At 62.8% G+C, this 21151-nt stretch carries 23 protein-coding genes; 10 read left to right on the forward strand and 13 right to left on the reverse strand.

The window, feature by feature from the left end; all coding sequences use genetic code 11:
- Positions 1-581: 581 nt before the first annotated feature.
- Positions 582-1130, reverse strand: a complete 549-nt coding sequence (locus AC3CCE_RS06655; protein WP_023824588.1) for a dihydrofolate reductase family protein — start codon at positions 1128-1130, stop codon at positions 582-584.
- A gap of 263 nt (positions 1131-1393) precedes the next feature.
- On the opposite strand from AC3CCE_RS06655, the gene AC3CCE_RS06660 reads away from it, so the two are divergent.
- Positions 1394-1606, forward strand: coding sequence for a hypothetical protein (locus AC3CCE_RS06660; RefSeq protein ID WP_023698778.1), 213 nt, complete (start codon positions 1394-1396; stop codon positions 1604-1606).
- A gap of 38 nt (positions 1607-1644) precedes the next feature.
- Here the strand turns inward: AC3CCE_RS06660 and AC3CCE_RS06665 are convergent, their stop codons facing one another.
- Both AC3CCE_RS06665 and AC3CCE_RS06670 read right to left on the reverse strand, forming a co-directional pair.
- A complete protein-coding gene (locus AC3CCE_RS06665) occupies positions 1645-1854 on the reverse strand; it encodes a hypothetical protein (protein WP_023671091.1) in 210 nt (69 codons plus the stop codon).
- Between the two features lie 195 nt (positions 1855-2049).
- Entirely contained in the window at positions 2050-2424 is a 375-nt protein-coding gene (locus AC3CCE_RS06670) for a hypothetical protein (RefSeq protein ID WP_023750126.1), read from the reverse strand.
- 129 nt (positions 2425-2553) lie between these two features.
- On the opposite strand from AC3CCE_RS06670, the gene AC3CCE_RS06675 reads away from it, so the two are divergent.
- The 4 genes from AC3CCE_RS06675 (at position 2554) to AC3CCE_RS06690 (ending at position 5195) form a co-directional block, all read left to right on the forward strand.
- Positions 2554-2742, forward strand: coding sequence for a hypothetical protein (locus AC3CCE_RS06675; RefSeq protein WP_023671089.1), 189 nt, complete (start codon positions 2554-2556; stop codon positions 2740-2742).
- Positions 2743-3001: 259 nt separating this feature from the next.
- A complete protein-coding gene (locus tag AC3CCE_RS06680; protein ID WP_023671088.1) occupies positions 3002-3754 on the forward strand; it encodes a DUF4142 domain-containing protein in 753 nt (250 codons plus the stop codon).
- A 31-nt stretch (positions 3755-3785) separates the two neighbouring features.
- Positions 3786-4391, forward strand: a complete 606-nt coding sequence (locus tag AC3CCE_RS06685; RefSeq protein ID WP_023710869.1) for a general stress protein — start codon at positions 3786-3788, stop codon at positions 4389-4391.
- A gap of 183 nt (positions 4392-4574) precedes the next feature.
- Complete coding sequence (locus tag AC3CCE_RS06690) at positions 4575-5195, forward strand: hypothetical protein (protein ID WP_050596050.1); 621 nt, start codon at positions 4575-4577, stop codon at positions 5193-5195.
- 53 nt (positions 5196-5248) lie between these two features.
- Here the strand turns inward: AC3CCE_RS06690 and AC3CCE_RS06695 are convergent, their stop codons facing one another.
- From AC3CCE_RS06695 to AC3CCE_RS06705, 3 genes are all read right to left on the reverse strand, one after another.
- Positions 5249-6397, reverse strand: coding sequence for an extracellular catalytic domain type 1 short-chain-length polyhydroxyalkanoate depolymerase (locus tag AC3CCE_RS06695; protein ID WP_023750123.1), 1149 nt, complete (start codon positions 6395-6397; stop codon positions 5249-5251).
- Between the two features lie 208 nt (positions 6398-6605).
- A complete protein-coding gene (locus tag AC3CCE_RS06700) occupies positions 6606-7592 on the reverse strand; it encodes an aldo/keto reductase (RefSeq protein WP_023750122.1) in 987 nt (328 codons plus the stop codon).
- Between the two features lie 245 nt (positions 7593-7837).
- The gene (locus AC3CCE_RS06705; RefSeq protein WP_023686499.1) at positions 7838-8578 is read right to left on the reverse strand and encodes a FadR/GntR family transcriptional regulator; all 741 of its coding nucleotides are present in this window, start codon (positions 8576-8578) and stop codon (positions 7838-7840) included.
- A gap of 143 nt (positions 8579-8721) precedes the next feature.
- Between AC3CCE_RS06705 and AC3CCE_RS06710 the strand changes: the two genes are divergently transcribed.
- From AC3CCE_RS06710 to AC3CCE_RS06720, 3 genes are all read left to right on the forward strand, one after another.
- A complete protein-coding gene (locus AC3CCE_RS06710) occupies positions 8722-9627 on the forward strand; it encodes an NAD(P)-dependent oxidoreductase (RefSeq protein ID WP_352624981.1) in 906 nt (301 codons plus the stop codon).
- Between the two features lie 277 nt (positions 9628-9904).
- Complete coding sequence (locus AC3CCE_RS06715; RefSeq protein ID WP_352624771.1) at positions 9905-10330, forward strand: Panacea domain-containing protein; 426 nt, start codon at positions 9905-9907, stop codon at positions 10328-10330.
- Between the two features lie 5 nt (positions 10331-10335).
- Positions 10336-10803: a hypothetical protein gene (locus AC3CCE_RS06720; RefSeq protein ID WP_352624773.1), complete on the forward strand. Its 468-nt coding sequence runs from the start codon at positions 10336-10338 to the stop codon at positions 10801-10803.
- Positions 10804-10844: 41 nt separating this feature from the next.
- On the opposite strand, the gene AC3CCE_RS06725 is transcribed toward AC3CCE_RS06720, so the two are convergent.
- Positions 10845-11861, reverse strand: coding sequence for a P63C domain-containing protein (locus AC3CCE_RS06725; RefSeq protein ID WP_352624775.1), 1017 nt, complete (start codon positions 11859-11861; stop codon positions 10845-10847).
- 283 nt (positions 11862-12144) lie between these two features.
- Here AC3CCE_RS06725 and AC3CCE_RS06730 point away from each other — a divergent pair, with 283 nt between their 5' ends.
- On the forward strand, positions 12145-13017 hold the full coding sequence (locus AC3CCE_RS06730; RefSeq protein ID WP_352624777.1) for an AraC family transcriptional regulator: 873 nt from the start codon (positions 12145-12147) through the stop codon (positions 13015-13017).
- Positions 13018-13333: 316 nt separating this feature from the next.
- On the opposite strand, the gene AC3CCE_RS06735 is transcribed toward AC3CCE_RS06730, so the two are convergent.
- Both AC3CCE_RS06735 and AC3CCE_RS06740 read right to left on the reverse strand, forming a co-directional pair.
- A complete protein-coding gene (locus AC3CCE_RS06735) occupies positions 13334-14137 on the reverse strand; it encodes a FadR/GntR family transcriptional regulator (RefSeq protein ID WP_352624779.1) in 804 nt (267 codons plus the stop codon).
- Positions 14138-14140: 3 nt separating this feature from the next.
- Positions 14141-15577 (reverse strand): FAD-binding oxidoreductase, encoded by a 1437-nt coding sequence (locus AC3CCE_RS06740; RefSeq protein ID WP_352624781.1) that lies wholly within the window; start codon positions 15575-15577, stop codon positions 14141-14143.
- Positions 15578-15738: 161 nt separating this feature from the next.
- Between AC3CCE_RS06740 and gloA the strand changes: the two genes are divergently transcribed.
- Positions 15739-16149: a lactoylglutathione lyase gene (gene gloA, locus AC3CCE_RS06745; RefSeq protein WP_019856614.1), complete on the forward strand. Its 411-nt coding sequence runs from the start codon at positions 15739-15741 to the stop codon at positions 16147-16149.
- A 74-nt stretch (positions 16150-16223) separates the two neighbouring features.
- Here the strand turns inward: gloA and AC3CCE_RS06750 are convergent, their stop codons facing one another.
- The 4 genes from AC3CCE_RS06750 to AC3CCE_RS06765 form a co-directional block, all read right to left on the reverse strand.
- Positions 16224-17192 carry an ABC transporter permease gene (locus tag AC3CCE_RS06750; protein ID WP_023683139.1) on the reverse strand — a complete coding sequence of 323 codons (969 nt, stop codon included), beginning with the start codon at positions 17190-17192 and terminating at the stop codon, positions 16224-16226.
- Between the two features lie 4 nt (positions 17193-17196).
- A complete protein-coding gene (locus AC3CCE_RS06755) occupies positions 17197-18699 on the reverse strand; it encodes a sugar ABC transporter ATP-binding protein (RefSeq protein WP_352624983.1) in 1503 nt (500 codons plus the stop codon).
- Between the two features lie 5 nt (positions 18700-18704).
- Positions 18705-19745, reverse strand: coding sequence for an ABC transporter permease (locus AC3CCE_RS06760; RefSeq protein WP_352624783.1), 1041 nt, complete (start codon positions 19743-19745; stop codon positions 18705-18707).
- A 102-nt stretch (positions 19746-19847) separates the two neighbouring features.
- The gene (locus tag AC3CCE_RS06765) at positions 19848-20918 is read right to left on the reverse strand and encodes a sugar ABC transporter substrate-binding protein (protein WP_023683136.1); all 1071 of its coding nucleotides are present in this window, start codon (positions 20916-20918) and stop codon (positions 19848-19850) included.
- Positions 20919-21151 lie beyond the last annotated feature (233 nt).

A 21151-nucleotide genomic window follows, 5' to 3' on the forward strand; every position in this document is an offset into this window, starting at 1 on the left:
AGGCACCACGCGGCGGCATCTGCAGCGACACCAACTGCATTCCTTCGCCAATGTTCCAGCGGGATGAAAAAAACTGTGCGGCCGGCCGACCCGACGGACCCGGCTGGCGCACGCAGGATCCTGAACTGCTGGACGATGATGACGCAGGCCTGGAAAGGCGGCTAGGTTGGACCTTGCTTTTCAGGCTTGACCATGATGTTTCACTACCCGCTCGGTCATCGCGGGAAGGCCAGGAGCAGAGCCGCTGGCGGCAACGATGAGTTGCGGACGAGGTCGGGCGGTGGAGGACGACGCCCTTGTGCCGCCAGGTCACTGAAGGACCAACCGAAGCGGCGCTTCGGGCGTAAAAGCGATGTCCTTGTAGGTCTGCAATGTCTGCTTATGGAGGAACGGCGGCAAGGCCTCTTTGACCGGCATGGGGCGCATTGCTGACCGGCAGATTTTCGGCCGACAGCAGACCCTCTGCTGCTTGGATACCCAGCACGCAAGCTGACATGTGAGACCTCGGTGCGAAGGCCGGGACCAGGCCCACTGCGAACGTACGTGTTGGTTCGCATGTTGGCGCTGAAGCGCCTTATCGTTCAGCCTCGCGGCACATAGATCATATGAACGGTATCGTCATCGATCAATGTGCTCGACACCAGTTGCAGCGGAGGCCTTGCCTCGTGGAAGAAAGGCTTGCCCTTGCCGAGCACGAACGGCCTCACGTGCAGATGATATTCCTCAATCAGGCCCAGCCCGGTCATAAGACCGCCCAGTTCCGGACCGGAAACGCTCAGGATACCCTCCGTGCGGGCCGCGATCTCGCGAATCTGCGTTTCAATATCGCCGGAGATGAGGGTGGCGTTCGGGCCGACCCGTGAAAGTGTGCGCGAAACGACCCATTTGGGCAGCTTGCGCCAGAGTGTCGCGAACTGGCGAAGCGAAGCATCCCATTCCGCGTGATCATCGTCCCAATAGCGCATGACCTCGTACATCCGGCGGCCATACACAGCGCCGGCATGGTTGCGAATCGTCTCGATCCAGTACTCGAAGTGCTTCTGGCTTGGTGCGCCCATGACCAGATTTCCGGCAAGGTCATCGACATAGCCATCGATGGAAACGTTCATTCCCAAGATAAGTTTGCCCAAAAGCAGCGCCTTCACCTAGTGGGTCCACGGACCAACCGCTTGTAATGCAAGCAGTCAGACGCTATAGCAACTGATTGCAAATCGCAAGCAGCATAGAAAGAAGCGTTCGTGCCGCAAACGAGCCCTGCCTTGTCCCATCAACCCTGCACTTGAACAGCTGGGTGATCCGTCCCGGCTACCGCCATCTACGCCTGCCGTCCCGAATCGAGTTGCACCCCAAGTCGCTCGTTCCGTCTCCACCGCACCACGGCGCGATAGCTGGTATGATCGACCGGCACGTGAAGCACGAAACGGTCGGGGATTGCGGTATCGGCCTTCACCCGCAGCTCCGCACCGTGAGCGTGCTGGTTGCAAACCAGACAATTGATACTGGCGTCGCCAACGCGGATTGTCGCTTCCTTCAGAACAAGATCACGGATATGCGACCGTCGCTCTATCGGTGGGTCAGCCGGCATTGCCTTATCCCTCTGATTTGACGACCTGAAACTCTTCTGAACCCGGAATGGAAAGCGCACTACCGGCCCAGCGGTTGCCTCGAAAGACTGACGAGCTCGGCTTCGTCGACCACGCCGGCCATATAGTTCGCGATAATCCGGGATGCGATGGCGTCGCGTGCTTCGGGCGACTGACCGTCGCGCTTAAGCTGCTCGAATACACGGCCCAACAGCTCGAGTTCGGATGGCTGCAAAACGCCGGCCTCGGTGGCTTTGCGTCGAATGGGCATTTGTGATCCTCCACTGCGGTCAACAACATACGACCGCGGCAGGGAAACTCAACTGTCAGGGCGCCGTCCAGGCGGCGCCGACCACAAATCCCGTTTACCCGAGCGGGGAGTTTTTCACTCAAAGCCACAGTGATCTGGCGTCCATACAAAGCCCGCCAGCAAAGCCGGCGGGCGCAATATTCATAAGATACGCCGCTAGAACCAGCTTCGGTCGCGTTCCTGGCTTTGCCCGAGCAGCATGCCGATCAACAACCCGGCAATGCCACCAAGCACGAAAGCGCTGCTGATGGTGCCGGGATTTTGCTGGACGGCTTCGGACACCGTCTGCGCCTGCGATCTCAGCTGCTGCGTTGCCCGTGCCGCGCGCTCGGTCGCGCTGCCGTACCAGCCGCCGGCTTCGCCGACGGCATCTTCTGCGCGGTCGGCAAGCGTCCGGTTGATCTTGCTGATCTCGCGCCTCAGCGATGCGACCTGCTTCTCCAGGGCCTCCTGGGCCTCTCGGGCGGAAATCTTCGGGGTGTCCTTGGGGGTGTCCTTCGCGGTGTCCTTCGGGGTGTCGTTGTCGGCCATGGCTGTTCCTTTCGTTGAGGCAGGGGGAACGGCCAACGGACAAGGATGGTTCCGCTGCCTGCGTCACAGTCATTCGCCCGGCCGGCCGCTAACTTTGGGAACACTCTCCCGATCCAACGGTTGTGGCTGATGGAGGGCACGCATTTGTCGAATCGATCGAGCCATGCTGAAACGCTGCGGACGGTCTCCGACCTGCTCCACCGCGCCCGCCGTGTCATTCGCGACGGCGGCCATGCGGCGGCGATGTTCGAAATAGACACGCTGCTGCAGGTCGCACAAACAGAGGTTGCGCGCCGCCTCGAACGCAACGATCGCTGAACCTCGATAGGTCACCGCGGGCGGTGTTCACTTGCCGGCGGCGAAGGGCCTCGTTTCCCTTTTTGATCGACTTGCAAGGCGCCCATCGAGCGGGTCGCCGTCCTCAGCGTCGGCATGGCAAAGGCGCAAAAAGCCGCTGACGAGGGGCCATCATCGCGGCATCGACCCTCCCGGCTATAACGCTTTGGCGGCGGAACAAAGCTTGGCCGCACTGGTTAGGCTCACAGCACGATGTGTGCCCCAACGAGGATTTCTGTCCATGAAAACACGTGTTCTTCTAGCTTCGCTGGCCACCGCCACAGCCATGGTCTTCGCCCTGCCCGCCTTCGCCGCCGACAGTGCTCAGGACTTTGTCGACAAGGCCGCCATCGGCGGCCTGTTCGAAGTGGATTCCAGCAAGATCGCAGAAGGCAAGGCCCAGGATCAAGGCGTTAAGGATTTCGCCAAGAAGATGATCGACGATCACGGCGCCGCCAACGCCAAGCTTGCGACCATCGCCGGCGAACAGAAGCTGAAAGTGCCGACGGAGCTGGACGCCAAGCACAAGGCCGATCTGGAGGCTCTGCAGAATGCCAACGATGCCGTCGACAAGCCCTATGTCCAGATGCAGCGCGATGCGCATTCGGAGGCGGTCACGCTGTTCGAGAGCTACGCCAAGGACGGCGACAACGCGCAGCTGAAGACCTTCGCCTCCGAGACCTTGCCGACGCTCAAAATGCATCAGGAAATGGTCGAGAAGATCGCTTCCGCCGACAATGCATCGTCGACCACCAGCTCCACCACCCCGGCCGTGAGCACGACCGACACCACCAATCCGGCCGCCCCGGTCCCGGGTGCCAACAGCTTCACCGAGGATCAGGCGAAGAGCCGCATTCAGGATGCCGGCTTCTCCGGCGTGTCCAAGCTGACCAAAGACGACCAGGGCATCTGGCGCGGTCAGGCCACCAAGGATGGCAAGACCACGACCGTGGCGCTCGATTATCAGGGCAACGTCGTTGCCGGCGCCAACTGAACCTCTGAACCAGATCGAGGAGATCAAGACCATGAAAACCGTAACCGGACTTTTCGACAACTACGATGATGCCTCCGATGCCGTCGGCGAACTGGAGGCAATCGGCGTGCCGCAGGCCGACATCAGCATCGTCGCCAACAATTCGGACGACTGGTACGACGATGGCGACACCTCCAACGCCGCCGAGGATGCAGCCGGCGGCGCCGGTCTCGGAGCCGTCATTGGCGGCGCCGGCGGGCTTCTGACAGGGCTTGGCATCATGGCCATTCCGGGCGTCGGTCCGGTCGTGGCCGCAGGATGGCTGGCCGCCACCGCGGTCGGCGCCGTTGGCGGCGCGGTCGTCGGTGGCGCTGCCGGCGGCATCGTCGGGGCGCTGACCGAGTCCGGCGTCCCCGAAAGGGATGCGCATGTCTATGCGGAGGGCGTTCGCCGCGGTGGCACGATGGTGACCGCCAGGGTCAGTGACGAACTCGCCGACGAGGCCGAGCGTATTCTTGGCGAGTCCAACTCGGTCGATCTGCAAGACCGCCGACGCGCCTATGAAGCCGGTGGCTGGACCGGCTTCGATGCCGATGCCGACCCCTACACCGACATCGAGGCCGAGCGCGACAAAACGCGCAACGCCAGCCCACTCTGATCATCGAGCCCCGCCGCCGTACGGCGGCGGGGCCGAGGGTGCTGTCGGCGCGCTGCAAGCGACGTTCAGATTCGGCCGTAAGGGGGCGGGTTCTCATCGGACCTGCCCCTTTTCGCTGTTGCCTTGGCTTTACCGGCTCTTGCCGTGTTAGCATCGAACCAACGAAACCAGCCCCAGGAAGGCATGAGCCCGTCCCCGCAACTGATTGCCGAATGGCCGTTGTCGCCGTCAGCGACACTCGGGTCCGCCGTGCGCTCCAAGGGGATCGAACGTGAAGTCAGAGCCCGCCTGCCATGGGCAGTCAGGAAGCACGTCAAGGCCGAGACGGGGCGCATCGCATTGCGAATGTCGAGATCCGAAGCGGAAGCGTTCAAGGCCGCCTCTGCCAGTATCTCCAAAACACTGGAGGGAGTGGAGGCGCTGCCTGTGCTTCCACGCGAGGTCGAGGATATCCTTACGATCTCTTCGCGCGAGCGCCACAAATGGCTCAAGGACGGTCGGCTGCAAAGCGCCGGCACACGCACGGTCAAGATGCGTGGGCGATCAAAGTCTGTCACCTTCCACGTTTTCGACCCACGCCACATCGAGGACGTCCTGGACCGCGATCTGGCAACCGTGTGGAGAGAGCAGGATGTCCAGGAAGTCGCCGAGAACAGGCGGCGCGGCGCGGGCAAGGCCGCGTTGACGCGCGCGGGAAAGGGCACCGACCAGGCTCGCACTGCGAGGAAGGCCCGGGACACGGACGGCCCGGCGCCCGGATTGAAGGGCTGGGATGCGTTCGAGGACGAAGGCCTGCTGCGATAATGATGCTGGCGCTTGCCCTTGTATTTTGGGCGTGTGCGGGGCGAGCCTCAGCCTCAGCGCATCAATCCCGCTGCCCGCAGCGCGTCCTCGATGACCTTGGTAATCCCGCCCGCCGGACCGCCTGGCGGATTGACAGGCTCCGGGGCCGGATCGACACGGACGGCTCGCGGTTTTTCCTTCGGCGAGAAAGGCTGCAATGCAGTGCCTGAACCGGCCTCGGCTTTCGCCGTGCGTCGTACCTCTGGCTTCGTCAGCCCCCAGAAACGGGCGATGTGGCGCGTCGAGGAAATCCCGGCATCCAACATGAACGGCCCTGCTTTGCCGAGAGCATTGTCGCCGCCCGCCTGCAATGGCGTGCCATGGCCCATGCCGGCAATGCTGTATGCCTCGACCACGTCGCGGCCTTTGCCATCGGACCAGACTTTGCGGCTCTGACCGTCGACCTTTTCCGTGCGTGTCGGCGCTTGAGCGAGGCCGTGCACGCCCTGCCATTGCGCCAGCACCGCGCCGGCATTGGAAGGCACCACGGTCGTGTCGGCCGAGCCCTGCCAGATCGAAATCCTCGGCCACGGCCCCTTGTGCGGCGAAGCCTCCCGCAACAGACGCTGCAGGTCGGTTCTGGACGGGCCGCCATGGCCACGCATGCGGTCGAAGGCTTCGGGGATGGTCGAGGCGCTGCCATAGGCAAGCCCGGCAATGATCGCGCCGCCGGCAAACACGTCCGGGTAGGTCGCCAGCATCACCGCCGCCATGGCGCCGCCGGCGGAAAGACCGGTGACGAAGATCCGCTTGCGGTCGAGACCGTGGGTGACCACCGCCGCCTCGATCATCTGGCGGATGGACAGCGCCTCGCCGCTGTCGCGGCTTATATCGCCCGGCACGAACCAGTTGAAGCAAAGATTGGCGTTGTTGGCGCGCTGCTGCTCGGGGAAAAGCACGGCAAAACCCTGCTCGTCGGCGAGTTCGGTCCAGCCGGAACCATGGTCGTAGCCGGCGGCAGTCTGGGTACAGCCATGCAGCACCACGACCAGCGCCGCCTGCTTCGGTAGGTTTTCAGGACGATAAAACCGCGCGCGCAAGGCGCCCGGATTGGACCCGAACCCTGTCATCTCGGACAGGTGGTCGTCCTTGCTCTGTCCTGTACCGGCTGGCCGGCCGCGTATCGCGCTCAGCCGGGCGATCGTATCGGATATGTCTCGCAAATCGGTATCCTTGCGCGCCGGAATGGGCAGACTCGTGCACACAACGCACACGCAGCAATATCGTTGCTGCACTGCACAATAACAAGCGGCGCGGTCGATTAAATGACCGATGGATCATGGAATCCGCTGCACGGCTTGTGACGGACGAACGCAATTTGGCCCGGCTGGCCTCTGGTCAGTCAGCCGGTCGAGGGCGGCAGGCGCCGGGTTACCAGCGCTGATGCACGTAGGGCTTGATGTTCTCGTCGTAGACCGCCTTCACCTTGGCCATCAACTCGGAGGACAACGGCGCAAGCTCCGCCGCTTCCGCATTGGAAACCGCCTGCGCCGGATTGCGGGCGCCGGGAATGACAACCGTCACCGCGTCGAACATCAGGATCCAGCGCAGCGCGAATTTCGCCATCGTGGTCTCGCCTGACACCAGCGGCCGCACCTTCTCGACCGCCGCCAGCCCGACCTCATAGGGCACGCCCGAAAACGTCTCGCCGACATCGAAGGCTTCGCCATTCCTGTTGAACAGGCGATGGTCGGTGGTCTCGAACTTGGTGTCCGCCCTGAACTTGCCGGACAACAGGCCGCTGGCCAGCGGCACGCGGGCGATGATGGCGACATCGTTCTTCTTCGCCTGGTCGAAGAACAGCTCGGCCGGGCGCTGGCGGAAGGCGTTGAAGATGATCTGCACGCTGACGACGCCGGGATATTGCATCGCCTTCAGCGCCTCTTCGACACGCTCGACGCTGACGCCGTAATTGCGGATCTTGCCCTGCTCCACCAAACGGTCGAGACGCTCGAACACCTCCGGGTGGTAGTAAAGATCGGTCGGCGGGCAATGCAGCTGCACCAGGTCGAGCGTGTCGGTCTCGAGGTATTTCAGGCTGCGGTCGATCCAGCCGTTGAGGTTCTCGACGCTGTAGCCTTCGACGGTCTGCTTCGGCAGCCGCCGTCCGGCCTTTGTGGCGATGAACGGGCGCGCGCCGCCACGTTCCTTCATCACCCGTGCGATCAGTTTTTCCGAACGGCCGTCGCCATAGACGTCGGCCGTGTCGAGGAAGCTGACGCCCGCATCGAGCGCGGCATGCAGGGCGGCGACCGCATCGTTGTCATTGACCTCGCCCCAGGCGGCGCCGATCGCCCAAGCGCCGAAGCCGATCTCGCTGACTGATCTGCCGGTACGGCCAAATTTCCGTGAATGCATCTCGCTGTTCCTGACTGCGGCTTCGCCGGCAATGCCGGCTCCATGATTGCGATTCTTCGGGGAGCCTCATACCGCATGGCAACGCGATTGACATCCCTCTTCCCTGGATTTACCAGATCACAGGGTTGTATGACAACCCGGTAAGATTGCAACGATTTCGAGCCGGGAGGAACATGTCGCTGATTCGCGAACTCGATCTCCGACGGGGTCGCCGGATGAGCAGTCCGTCAACCGTGGTTGGCTCCCTAATCGTGAACAGCCTTGTCGCGCAGATCCTCGAAGCGGGCATAGCTTTTGGTCAGATGGCTGCGCATAGCGCGGCGCGCGGCGTTGACGTCCCTGGCTTCGATGGCCCCGAGAATGGCACGGTGCTCGCGCTGCATGCGGTCGAGATATTTTTCCCGCTCGGCCTCCGTCATGCGGTCGAGCCGCGTCCAATGGCGCGGGACCATGGCGCTGCCGAACGTGTCGAACAGCCGGGTGAAATTCGGGTTCTGCGTCGCCGCGAGAATGGCGCGGTGGAAGCCGAAATCCTCTTCCGAGCCGGAGCCGCCGGCGCGCACCGCAGCCTCCAGCGCATCGAGCCGCGCGCTCATCTGCTGGAGCGCCGCCTCGCTGCGCCGCTCGGCGGCAAGGCCGGTCGCTTCGACCTCGATGCCCATGCGCAGTTCGAGCACGCGCAGCACCTCGTCGATCGATTCGAGATCGTCGGGCAGCACGGAAAAAATCTTCGGCGGCGGATCCTTGGCGACGAAGGCGCCGAGCCCCTGGCGCGTGGTGATCAGCCCGCGCGCACGCAGCGCCGCCAGCGCCTCGCGCACCACGGTGCGGCTGACGCCTGTGGCAGCAACAATCTCCTGCTCGGTCGGCAGCCGCTGCCCCGGCGCAAGGTCACCGGATTCGATCTGCGCGATCAGCGTGTTGACCAGACCCGTCCGCAGGTTGGGCGCCTGCGGTATGGCGTCGAAAGTCATGGGCTCCGCCATCGGTGGCACTCCGGTTCGATTCTTGTTCGAAGGCCGAATCTTATTCAAAGAATTGCATCGACAGGTGCCCGCCGCAAGGTGACGAAAGGTGAGCCCGCCGGTGTGGGTCCAAGGAGAATTACATGAAAGAACCCGAGGATTGCATGAAAGAACGCATCGGCTTCATCGGCCTGGGCAGCATGGGCGCCGGCATGGCCGACAATCTGTTGCGCAAGGGCTGGCCGCTGACGGTGCATGTCCACCGCAGCCGCACGGCCGCCGACCGGCTGATCGCCGCCGGCGCCACCGAAGCGCCAAGCCCGCGCGAACTCGCCACCGCGAGCGACATCGTCATCCTGTGCGTCACCGGTTCGCGCGAGGTCGAAGCGCTGGTCAAGGGCGCAGACGGGCTTGCTGCGGCCAAGACGCCGCTGCTGATCATCGACTGCTCGACCTCCAATCCGTCATCGACGACAGCACTTGCCGCCGACCTCGCGGAGCAGGGGATGACGCTGATCGACGCGCCGCTGGCGCGCACGCCCAAGGAAGCCACTGAGGGCAAGCTCGACGTCATGGTCGGCGGTCCGGCCGAGATCGTCGCCCGCGCCCGGCCGGTGCTCGAGGCCTTCGCCGCGCGTGTCGTCCACACCGGCCCGACCGGCAGCGGCCACACCATGAAGCTGCTCAACAATTTCGTTTCGATGGGCTATTCCGCGATCTACTCGGAAGCGCTGAGCCTCGGCGCCAAGGCCGGGCTGACGCCGCAGGTCTTCAACAGCGTCATCTCCGGCAGCCGCATGGATTGCGGCTTCTACCAGGCCTTCTTCGATTTCGTCTTGAACCGCAACGAAAACGCCCAGCGCTTCGCCATCGCCAATGCGCTCAAGGACATGACCTACCTCGCCTCCTTCGCCCAGTCCGCCGGCATCGCCAACCCGATCGGCGCCGTGGTGCGCAATGGGTTTGCGATGGCCGTCACGACGGGTCATGGCGAGAAGTTCGTGCCGGCGCTGTCGGATATTGTTGCGGGGTTGAACGGGGTGTCGTTGGTGGAGGCGGCAAAGGCGTGATGGGAACTGCACGCCGCAATCCACCAACCCTCGCCCCAAATCCCCTAAGGCCGAATTGAAGCGAAAGGGTAGTGTCTCAGGTTGAAATTGGAACCATGCCTGTTGGGAACGGTTCCTTTAATCCTGTGGGTCATCCTATAAGCGGGCATGCTGCATCGCAGCATTCATTGTGCGCCGCACAAAAGCCCCGTATTGTGCGTATTGTACATCGGGCATAGTGTGCCGATTCGAAGCTCTGGGGGCTTCTTCGGCTGGAACGCTGAGGAAGGAGCAGAAAATGGCAAATGTTTTCGACGTCGCGCAGTTCATCTTGGATGAGCAGGGTGAGTTGTCAGCCATGAAGCTGCAGAAGCTCGTTTACTATTCTCAGGCGTGGCACATGGTCTGGGCTGACGATCAGATATTCCACAATCGTATTGAAGCTTGGAAGGATGGCCCTGTCTGTCCAGATCTTTGGCGCGAGCACGCAAATACGTTTAAGGTTTCTCATATCGCAAAGGGCAATTCGGCAAATCTTTCCAAGCGCGAACGCCGCACGATTAAGAACGTGCTTAAGTTTTACGGCAAGCGCTCTGCCCAGTGCTTAGCGACCTCACGCACTCAGAAGATCCATGGCTTGATGCGAGGCGCGGTGCTTCCGCCGGTGACCGCAGCACCGCCGAAATCAAGCCGTCCGCAATGCATGAATATTATTCGTCCTTGACGTAAATGGCGCGCAAGCAACCCAAGTACGCAAAAAAACCACGGGCTGGGGATGTGCGGATTCAATCCGATCCTGAGTCATACCTTAAACAGACACCGGTTTGGCGCTTCATCGACTTTGACTGGGATGGTCCGTGGGGACACGCATGTTGCGTTTCTCACGTTGCAAGCATCCGTACGCATGTCGAAAACCATCTGGCCTCATTTGAAACAATGACCTGGGCTGAAATATTAAAAGCCGCAGGAGGAAAGGGAGAGGGCAAGGGCAACAACAGCCATGACATTTCCAGGGACAAATTCAAGAAAGTCGTTCAAGAGAGGTTAACGAGTAAGAGTATCTTGGCGGACACGTTGTTTTCGCTGCGCCTCGATGCTGGGACAAGAATATATGGCGTTCGCGAGCGCAATTGCCTGCGTATTGTGTTTTTTGATCCTCACCACAAAGACAAAGAAAAGTGTGCGTACGAATACTGAATTCGCGTTTGTCTTTTGTCGAAGTGTCCTCGGTTGCCCGGCTAATCGTCAAAAAGCGACAACTGGCCGTCACCCTTGCGGGGTAGCGCCTCGGGAAAGGCGCTATAGAACGACCGTTCAAACTGCTCTTTTGTTTTAACGGACCGCCCTATTCCGACGACCTGCCACATATGCTGCCGCAACGCCGGCAAGCCGACTTCGTCGCTCAGAAACTGAAATAGCTTAAACCTACGACCGCCGTTCGCGTAGACAACGGGGTTCTTTTCCTCAAGCTGTTCCAGTATCCCGCCATTGCTGTTGGCCAGCGGTACATAAATGTATTTACGCAGGAATTTCGCAAAAAAACGTGGGTGCTTTGAGCTATTCGGATTGATCCGCTTCAATCCATAGAGCTTGTACATCATGTCGAAGATGTCGTCCGGAAATTCGGCGTCTTCCCATTGCCGGAATTCGTCACGGATAAATTCCTGCCATAAGTTTCGGTATTCTTCCCGCCTTTTGTCCTCAATGAATCCCGTAGCCTCATCGATTAGAGCGATGATGCCGATCTTTGCCGCCGACCGCATGATAATCTCAGCTTGGCGCGCGAGAAACATCTGTGAAGGGAGAAGCTTGTCACGCCCTTCAATCAAAGCATCGCAAACCTCGATCAAAACGGTCGCTTCGTAGCCGTGGCCCGGATCCCCAATTAACGGCTTGAATTCAATGTGATTTTTGATTTTTTCCCATAGTTCATCGGGGATTATGGATCCTATTGTTTTACCCGAAAGCGTCTTCAGGAACGCGTTGCCGCCTTCCGATTTAAGCCCCAAGGCTTTTGCCATCGCTCGTTTCGAAACCAGGCGGCGGCGATCCCAAAGCACATAGACATCAATGTTAACGTCGCCAATTGGAAGCACACCCTCAGATCGAGCAAGGGGCAAACCTGTATCAAGATCCACCTTGGGGGCATGTCGCGCCAGCGCAGCGTTGCGGGCAATTTTCGTGCGTGTATCCGCAGACAGTTTGTCGGCCCGCGCCGATCCGCCGAGGCTCTGGGGAGTTTTCTTCGTTGCCATAGAATCATCTCCTGCTTGCTGCGCATAGGGGGTACTCTGCTTGCAGAAAATAGCAAGCAGAAAATTCAAACGCAGCCTTCGTTGCTTGCTGAGCTATCGGCCATCTCCGATGGCGCGATTGAGGCGCGGAAAGAAACCGCTGCCCTGAAGCTTGCTAGCAGCTAAACTTCCCCAGTTATGAATGCCCGCGCCCTGCACCGGCCCATCCATGTCAAATCGCAAGATCGGTCGAGCGCGATATGTGCGGAAGCGCTTATCTGGTGTCGCCACGCAGGACGAGACGATGAAGACGGCACTTGAAAACTACCATGCCCGGATGCAGCGGGTGCTGGACCACATCGACCAGCATCTGGACGACGATCTGGGCCTGGAGGCGTTGAGCGGCGTCGCGGCGTTCTCGAAATACCATTTCCACCGGCAGTTCACGTCAACCTTCGGCTTGTCCGTGCATCGCTATGTCCAGCTCGCCCGCCTGAAGCGCGCTTCGTATAGGCTTGCCGAGAGCGACGCCCAAAGCGTCACCGATATAGCGATGGATGCCGGCTACGACGCACCGGATGCCTTCGCCCGCGCCTTTCGGCAACGGTTCGGGCAATCGCCTTCGTCGTTCCGGAAATCTCCCGACTGGGGGTCGTTGCTCATGGCCTTCGGGCCGCTCGAAAAAGCAAGGACCACGCTCATGCAGATAATCTTCGAACCCGACGACGTCATGATACGCGATGTGCCCCCGACGCCGGTGGCGATCATGGAGCATCGGGGTGACCGGGCGACGCTCCAGGACACCATCCTGCGCTTCATCGCCTGGCGCAAGGCCGCCGGCCTGTCGCCCGAGACAAGCTCGACCTTCAACATCTTCCGTTCCGAAAGGGAGCCCGCGGTGCCGGCCGACTACAGCATGGACATCTGTGCCGGGACCGACCAGCCGATGGAGGACGCGCAGATGAAGGCCGGCGTGATCCCCGGCGGACGCTGCGCGGTGCTGCGCTACCCCGGCAACACCAACAATCTCGAGCCGGCAGCGCTTTACCTGTACCGCGAATGGCTTCCGGCCAGCGGCGAGGAGGCGCGCGACTTTCCGATCTATTGCCAACGGCACTTTTCGTCGAACGGACCGGTGCGCGAGGTGGTGCTTGAGCTGTTTCTGCCGCTGAAATAGCGCGGTGGGTGGCGGCCTATCTCCGGCCCTGAGCTGGTTGAGCCGACGACCGTGTGAAATCTGATATGGCGCTCCCCCACTCCGTCTCGGCTTCGCCGAGCCACCTCTACCCCCACATTCGTGGGGGAGAGGAAACCCAAGCTTTTGAAGGGCTGCGATCTCGGAGATTGGCATTTCCTCATCCCCCATGAAATGGGGGGTCCGAAGGACGGGCGAGACCCGTGGCTCGCCCCGGCAAGGTGGCTCGGCGAAGCCGAGACGGGGTGGGGGTCAGCGCTGCCATAGGCGATTGGCCCAGCGCGCGGATAAGGCAAGCCTATCCCCCAGCCTGCCCGCGCACAGCCTTCCGCAACCGCGAATGCCGCACCGGAGACGCCACTTCCTGCACCGGCGCACCAGGCTCCGCAGCTTCCCCCTCATGCAACCCCACCCGCAACGCCGCACCCGCCAGGTGGTCGCGCATCGCGGCTTGCGCCCCTTCGGCGTCGCCGGCACGGATCGCTCTCAGGATGCGCTCATGTTCGCCGAGCGTGATGCGGGCCATGTCGTCCGACTTTTGCTGGTTGCCGGCGGCGAGAATGCTTTCGCGCACCCGCTCGGACACGAAGACCAGGAATTGGCCCATGTAGGAATTGCGCGTCGCCTCGGCGACGGTGCGGTGGAATTCGAGGTCGCTGCGCAGCCAGGCGACGCTGCCATAGGGGGCGGCGCGCATGCCGGACAGCGCATCGCCCATGGCTTTGAGATCGGCGTCGCTGCGCCGTTTTGCGGCAAGGGCCGCCGCCTGCACTTCGAGGATGCCACGCAGTTCGAACAGATTGCGAAACGAGTCGGCGCGCTGCAGCGTCTCATGGTCGATGGTCAGCACCGTCGGGTTGTTGCTCTCGACCACGAAGGCGCCGCGCCCCTGCTGCGACCAGATTCGGCCTTCCGAGCGCAGCCGCGCGATCGCCTCGCGCACCACGTTGCGGCTGACCCCGAAAGTGGTTGCCAGCGCCGCCTCGGTCGGCAGCTGGTCACCCGGCTTCAGCCGGCCTTGCGCGATCTCGCGCGAGATGGAACTGGCCACCAGAGTGGAGAGGTGTGGGCCGCGATTGACCTTGTCGAGTTTCAGCGTCATCGCTCACCTATAGTCGACGGCGGGTGCGGACGCCAGAATGCGGCCGTTGCTGAGAATGTGGCGCGGGTCGAATGCGTCCTTGATGCCGGCGGCGAGGTTGAGCGTCACCGGATCGATGCGTTCGAGGAACGCCTTCTGCTTGACCCGGCCGATGCCGTGCTCGGCGCTGATAGAGCCGCCATAGCGATCGACGACGGTGAAGATCTCGGCTTCCGCCTGCTCGAACAGATGTTCCATCGCCTCGGTGCCCATGCCTTCCGGCGGCACGACGTTGAGGTGGATGTTGCCGTCGCCGACATGGCCGTAGGTGACGGCCAGCGCGTCGGGCCGGGCTTTCTCCAAGGCGGCCAGCGCATCGGTGACGAAATCGGCAAGCCTGGAGATCGGCACCGACACATCGGTGCGCAAGTAGCGCCCGCCCCTGCCCTGCCGCTCGACCATGATCTCGCGGTAGAGCCACAACCGCTCACCTTGAGCCCTGGTCGAAGCGATGACGCCGTCCTCGACGATGTCCTCGACGCTGCCGAGAAACCCCAGCAGCATGTTGGAGAGGTCGATCAGCCCGCCCGACGACACCTCGATCAGCACATAGACCGGATAGGGCTGGCTGAGCGGATCGGGAAAATCCTGGCCTTCGCGCATGGTGATCTCGATGCCGCCGCGCAGGATCAGTTCGAAGGCGGTGAGCAAATCGCTGCAATCGCGCCTCGCCCTTGCATAGAGTGCCATCGCGTCCTCGACGGAGCGCAGGCCAAGCAGCGCGGTTTCGATCTGCGTCGGCTTGGGGAATAGTTTCAGCGCCGCCGCGGTGACGATGCCGAGCGTGCCCTCCGAGCCGATGAAGATCTGCTTCAGATCATAGCCGCGATTGTCCTTGCGCAGCACTTTCAGCCCGTTCCAGATGCGGCCGTCGGCCAGCACCACTTCGAGGCCAAGCACCAGGTCGCGCGTCATGCCGTAGCGCAGCACGTTGAAGCCGCCGGCATTGGTGGCGACATTGCCGCCGATGCGGCAGCTGCCTTGCGCGCCGAAGGTGATCGGCAGCAGGCAGTCGCTCGCTTCAGCCTCACGCTTGGCGTCCTCGAGGATGCAGCCGGCCTCGACCACCATGGCAAAGTCGATCGGGCTGATCGAACGGATACGGTTCATGCGCTCCAGCGAGATGACGATCTCGCCGCCATCCGCCGCCACTGCGGCGCCCACGAGCCCGGTCAGGCCGCCTTGCGGCACGACCGGAATGCGCTCGGCATGGCAGAACCGCATCAGCGCCGACATCTCCTCAACCGAAGAGGGCCGCGCCACCGCCAGCGGCCGGCCGAAATGATCGCCCGACCAATCGCGGCTGTAGCGCGCCAGATCCACTTCCTCGGTCAGCAGCCCGCCATTCGGCAGCAGGCCGGCCAGGGCTGCGATCTGCGATGCGGAGGGCGCGGCATTCATGGATTGGCTCTGGGCCCCTCGGCAAAACGACTGGACAAATACCGACGTTGTCGTGTTATCATACAACCCTGATTGAGAACATCAAGCGAGGCCGTCTTGCCGCCAAGTGTTCGATGTGGATGATCAGACCCGCAAATCACAGAATTCGGAGGACTTCCCCAATGAGCGACGCCCCGGGCTTTCGCTATATGCACACCATGATCAGGGTGCTCGACCTCGACAAGTCGATCGCCTTCTACACCGAGGTGCTCGGCATGACCCTGCTGCGCCGCGACGACTACCCCGGCGGCAAGTTCACCAACGCCTTTGTCGGCTACGGCCCCGAGGACAAGGAAGCCGTCGTCGAGCTGACGCTGAACTGGGGCCGCGAGGAGCCCTACGAGATCGGCACCGGCTTCGGCCATCTGGCGCTCGGCGTCAACGACATCTACGCCGTCTGCGCCGAACTGGAAAAGCGCGGCGCCAAGATCCCGCGCAAGCCCGGCCCGATGCAGCACGGCACCACCCACATCGCTTTCGTCGAAGACCCCGACGGCTACAAGATCGAGCTGATCGGCCTCGACACGATGTGATCCGATCGGGCCGGACCGCATCGGCCTCGCGCCGATGCGGTCCCGTCCTGTCCGCGCTTGCCTGGGAGGCGGGATCACTTGATGACCGCGATCTTGCTGCGGTCGATGGTAATGGCGACGGCAGCGATCAGCACCGCGCCGAACACCATGTTTTCCAGGAAGATATTGACGCCGACAAAGGTCATGCCGATGCGCACGATCGAGATGATCAGCGCGCCGACCGCCGTGCGGGCAACGCCGCCGAGCCCGCCGGTGATCGCCGTGCCGCCGACGATGACGGCGGCGATGGCCGGCAGCAGCAGCTGGTTGGCCAGCACTGGCGAGCCGCTCGACAGCCTGGCCGCCAGCACGACGCCGGCGATGGCCGCGAGCATACCCGACGCGGCAAAGGCGATGATCTTGGTGCGGTCGACATTGATGCCCGCCGCCCACGCCGCCGGTTCGCCGGCGCCGACCGCAATCGCCTGGCGGCCGAAGCGCGTGTAGCGCAGCGCCAGAAAGGCGGCGATGCCGATCACCGTCGAAATCAGCACCACCACGGGAATGCCGGCGACAGTGGCGTTGATCCAGGCGGTGTTTTCGCGACCAGCCTCCTCGATGGTGATGGCGCGGCCATTGGAGACCCAGAGCGCCAGGCCGGTGACGACGCCGCCGGTGGCGAGCGTCGCCACGAAGGACGGCACGCGCAGCTTGACGTGAACGACGCCGCTCAACACGCCGAAGGCGAGCCCCGACAGGATCGCCACCGGAAAGGCGGCGAGGCCGAGCGAAGGCAGCAATTGCGCCAGGATGACGCTGGCTAGTGACGCCACCGCCTGGATCGACAAATCGATGCCGCCGAGCAGAATGGCGAAGGTGACGCCGGTCGCCAGGATGAACAGCACGGCGGTGTTGGCAAACAAAAGCGCCACGGTCTCGCCGGTCAGGAAGCCGGGCGCGGCGATCTCGATGATCAAAAGCAGGCCGACAAGCAGCACCAGTGGAATGGCGCCTTGCGTCCACTTGCCTTCGAAAACCCGCCTGATGGAGAACGCTTCATTCATCGGCTCACACCATTGCCCTGAGAAGATCGACCTGGTTCGGCTTGTTGCCCGGACTGGCATCGAAGCGCGCGGTGATTGCACCATCGCGCATCACCAGCACCTGGTGCGACAGGCCGATCGTTTCCTCCAGCGTGTCGGAAATCAAAAGAATCGCCACGCCTTGCGCGGAGAGATCGCGCACCAGCTCGTAGACCTCTTCCTTGGCTCCGACATCGAGCCCGCGTGTGGGATGGTCGAGCACCAGGATGCGCGAGCCCGCCGTCATCCAGCGCGCCAGCACCACCTTCTGCTGGTTGCCGCCGCTGAGCTTGCGGCAGGCGGCATCGGGGCCGGGCGCCTTGATGCGCAGCCGCTTGATCCAGTCGGCGGCAAGCCGGCGCTCCTTGCCATAATCGATGGCGCCATGGCGCATGACGCTGGAGAGATCGGCCAGCGAAATGTTCTCCGCGATCGACAGGAACATCACCAGCCCTTCGAGCCGGCGCTCGCGCGGGACATAGCCGATGCCCTTGCGCACCGCCGGTTCCGGCGAGGAGAAGCGCACGGCATCGCCGGCGATTTTCATCTCGCCGGCATCATGCTGGACGAAGCCGCCAACGGTGCGCGTCACCTCCTCGCGGCCGGAGCCGACGACGCCGGCAATGCCGACGATCTCGCCCGCCCGGATCGAGAGATCGACGCCGTGATAGAAACCGTTGGCGCCAAGGCCCTTGGCCTCGACCATCACGGTATGTCGCGGCGCCAGCTGGCGGGCCTCGCGATAATACTCGGCCTGCAGGCCGCGCCCGACCATGATCTCGTGCAGCTCAGGCGCGGTGACTTCGGCTGCACGATGTTCGGCAACGACGGCGCCATCCTTCATCGTGTAGACGCGGTCGGAGATATTGAGCACCTCGTCGAGGCGGTGCGAGACGAAGACGAAGCTGGCCCGGGATTTGAGCGAGCGCACCCGCGCGAACAGCACCTCGATGTCGGCGGCGTTGAGCACCGAGGTCGGCTCGTCGAGCAGGATGAGCAACTGCCGCTCGACCACTTCCTCCAGGGTCAGCGCCTTGGCGAGCTCGACCATCTGGCGCGCGGCGAAGGTGAGTTCGGAGGTGCGCGCGGTGACGTCGATGTCGATGCCGATCTTGGCCAGTTGCCGCCGCGCCGCCGCGTTCATGGCGCGCCAATTGACGATGCCGAAGCGGGTGAAGCGGTCCTCTTCGCCGAGATAGATGTTTTCGGCAACCGTCAGGTTCAGCACCAGCGACTGCTCCTGGAACACCATGCCGATGCCATGCCTGGCCGCATCACGGGCGTTGCGCATGCGCAGCTGTTCGCCATCCAGCGTGAGCGAGCCGCCATCCGGCCGGTAGCCGCCGGCCAGCACCCGCATCAGCGTCGACTTGCCGGCGCCGTTCTCGCCGATCAGCCCGACAACTTCATTGGGCCGCACCTCGATGGAGACGTCGCGCAGCGCCTGGACGCCGGGGAAATTCTTGATGATGTTGGACGCCTGCAGCATGGCGTTCACTTGACGATTTTCAGGCGGACACGGTCGAGCGACAGCGCCACCGCGGCGATGATCATCAGACCCTGCACCGTCTGCTGGATGTAGGGCGAGATGCCGAGCAGGATCATGCCATTGGCAAGCACGGTGACGATCAGCACACCGATCAGCGTGTTGACCACACCGCCCTCGCCGCCGGTCAAAGCGGTGCCGCCGACGACCACTGCGGTAACCGCGGCAAACAGCCTGCCGTCGCCGATGACGGCATGCGACTGGCCGAGCTGTGCCGCGGCCAGCACACCGGCAATGCCGAAGAAGAACCCGGCCAGCGCAAAGGCGATGATGCGCACGCGCACGACATTGACGCCGGAGAGCTTGGCGACATCCTCATCACCGCCGATCGCCAATATGTGGCGGCCGAGCTTGGTGTGGTACTGGATGACGGTGGCGAGCAGGAAGGCGCCGAACGCGACCCAGACCGCCACCGGCAGGCCGAGGAAACGGTGCAAGGCCAGGTCGCGGATCGAGGCGTCGTTCAGCTTGATGGCCGTGCCGCCCAGCATATAGACCGACAGGCCGAGGCCGATGAACCACATGCCGAGCGTGCCCATGAAGGACGGGATGCGCAGCATGGTCTGGACGAGACCGCTGACGAAGCCCATGGCGGTGCCGGCGGCGATGGCAGCGAGCACCGCCCACCAGCCATAGTCGTTGCCGTTGCCGTCATTGGCGGCGAGCAGCACAAGCACCATCGCCGCCACCGAAAGCGTGCCTTCGACTGCGAGGTCGATGCTGCCCATCAGGATGATGAAGGTCAGCCCCATGGCCAGCGTCAGCGGCACGGCGGCGGAATTCGCAAGCCGCACCAGATTGCGCAGCTCGATGAAATTGGGGTTGGCAATGGCGATGAGTACGCAGAGTACAATCAGCACCGCCAGCGGCGCCAGGCTGCGCCAGCGCCTGCCGCCCAGGAATGTCGCGATGCGGCCGGGGAACGGTGTCATGGGCGTCGTCCGCTCGATGTCCGAAACGGACTTCAGGGGTTCTGTATGGATTGTCAAGAAACCGCTTCCCGTCTGCTGGTGACAGCCGTCGCGACAAGGGGATCGCGACGGCTGCGGGAGGAAGCGGGCCGCCAGGGAGTTGCAGCCCACTCCGATGGATCAGGTGCGGATTGCTCCGGTGACCCGGCCCCACAGATCGTTCCAGTCGATCTCGGGCTTCGCATCGACATTGGTCTTGTAATATTCCTCGACATTGTCGTGCGAGATCAGCACCGCCTTGCCGTAGAACTCGCGGTGCTCCGGGGGCTCCTTGGTCGGGTCGAACTTGCCGATCTTGGCGTTGTAGCCGATGGCCAGACCCATGCCGCCCTGCCAGAACGGATCCGAAGTGACGGTGCAGGCGAACTCGCCGGTGCGCACCGCATCGACCGCCGTCTTGATGCCGTCGACGCCGACGATCGGCACCTTGCCGGCGAGATTTTCGGCACGCAGCGCTTCCAGTGCACCGGAGCCCATATCGTCATTGGCGGCCCAGATGCCCTTGATGTCGTCGCCGAAGCGGGTGAGCAGATTGCCCATCAGGTCGAAGGCTTCGGTCGACTTCCAGTTGGCGACCTGGAAGTCGAGCAGCTTGATGTCCGGGTTGGCGGCGAGCGCCGCATCGAGGCCCTTCTTGCGTTCGATCGCCGCCGTGGTCGAGATCAGGCCGCCGAGTGCGACGATGCCGCCCTTGCCGCCAATGGTCTTGAACAGGATCTCGGCGATGGTCTTGCCGCTGTCGATGCCGTCGAACTCGATATGCGAGACATAGTTCGGGTTGAAATCCTTCGGGTGCAGATCCCCAGGCTTGTTCCACTGCGTCACCACATAGGCGCCGGCCTTGGCGCAGGCCTCGACGATCGGGCGCGCATCGGGCGTGTCGTTGGGATCGGAATTCAGCACCATGTTGCCGCCGGTCTTGGCCAGCATCGCCTTGATGTCGGCAATGCCCTTCTCGCTGTTGCCTTCCGAAACCAGCGTGACGTGTTCCAGCCCGGCCCATTTGGCATACGCTTCCGCGCCGGTCTTCCACACCGCGTGATAGGGGTTGGACAGCGAGCGGATCGACGTCACCAGCGTCGGCTTGTCCTGCGCGCGCAGCACGCTCGGCATGGCGAGTGCCGCCACGCCGGCGGTGGCGCCCATCATCAGCGTGCGCCGGTTGACCGCAAAATTCTTCGTGTCGTTCATACCTCGAATCCTCCCGATTGAATTCTGTTCCGCCCGGCATCTTGCGCGGGGAGCGCGGCCGGGACCTCCTGGTGAGGGTCGTCAAGCTCCTCCACTTGTACGACAACCCTTCAACACGATAACCATACCCTTTCTCTTGACGTGGCACAAGCGACTTGAGATCGTCGCGCGCAAGAGGAAGGGGCGGTGATTTTCATCGCCCGCCGGAGCATGATCCCTAGAAGTGGGAACCG

It is taken from the genome of Mesorhizobium sp. P160187, assembly GCF_057766425.1.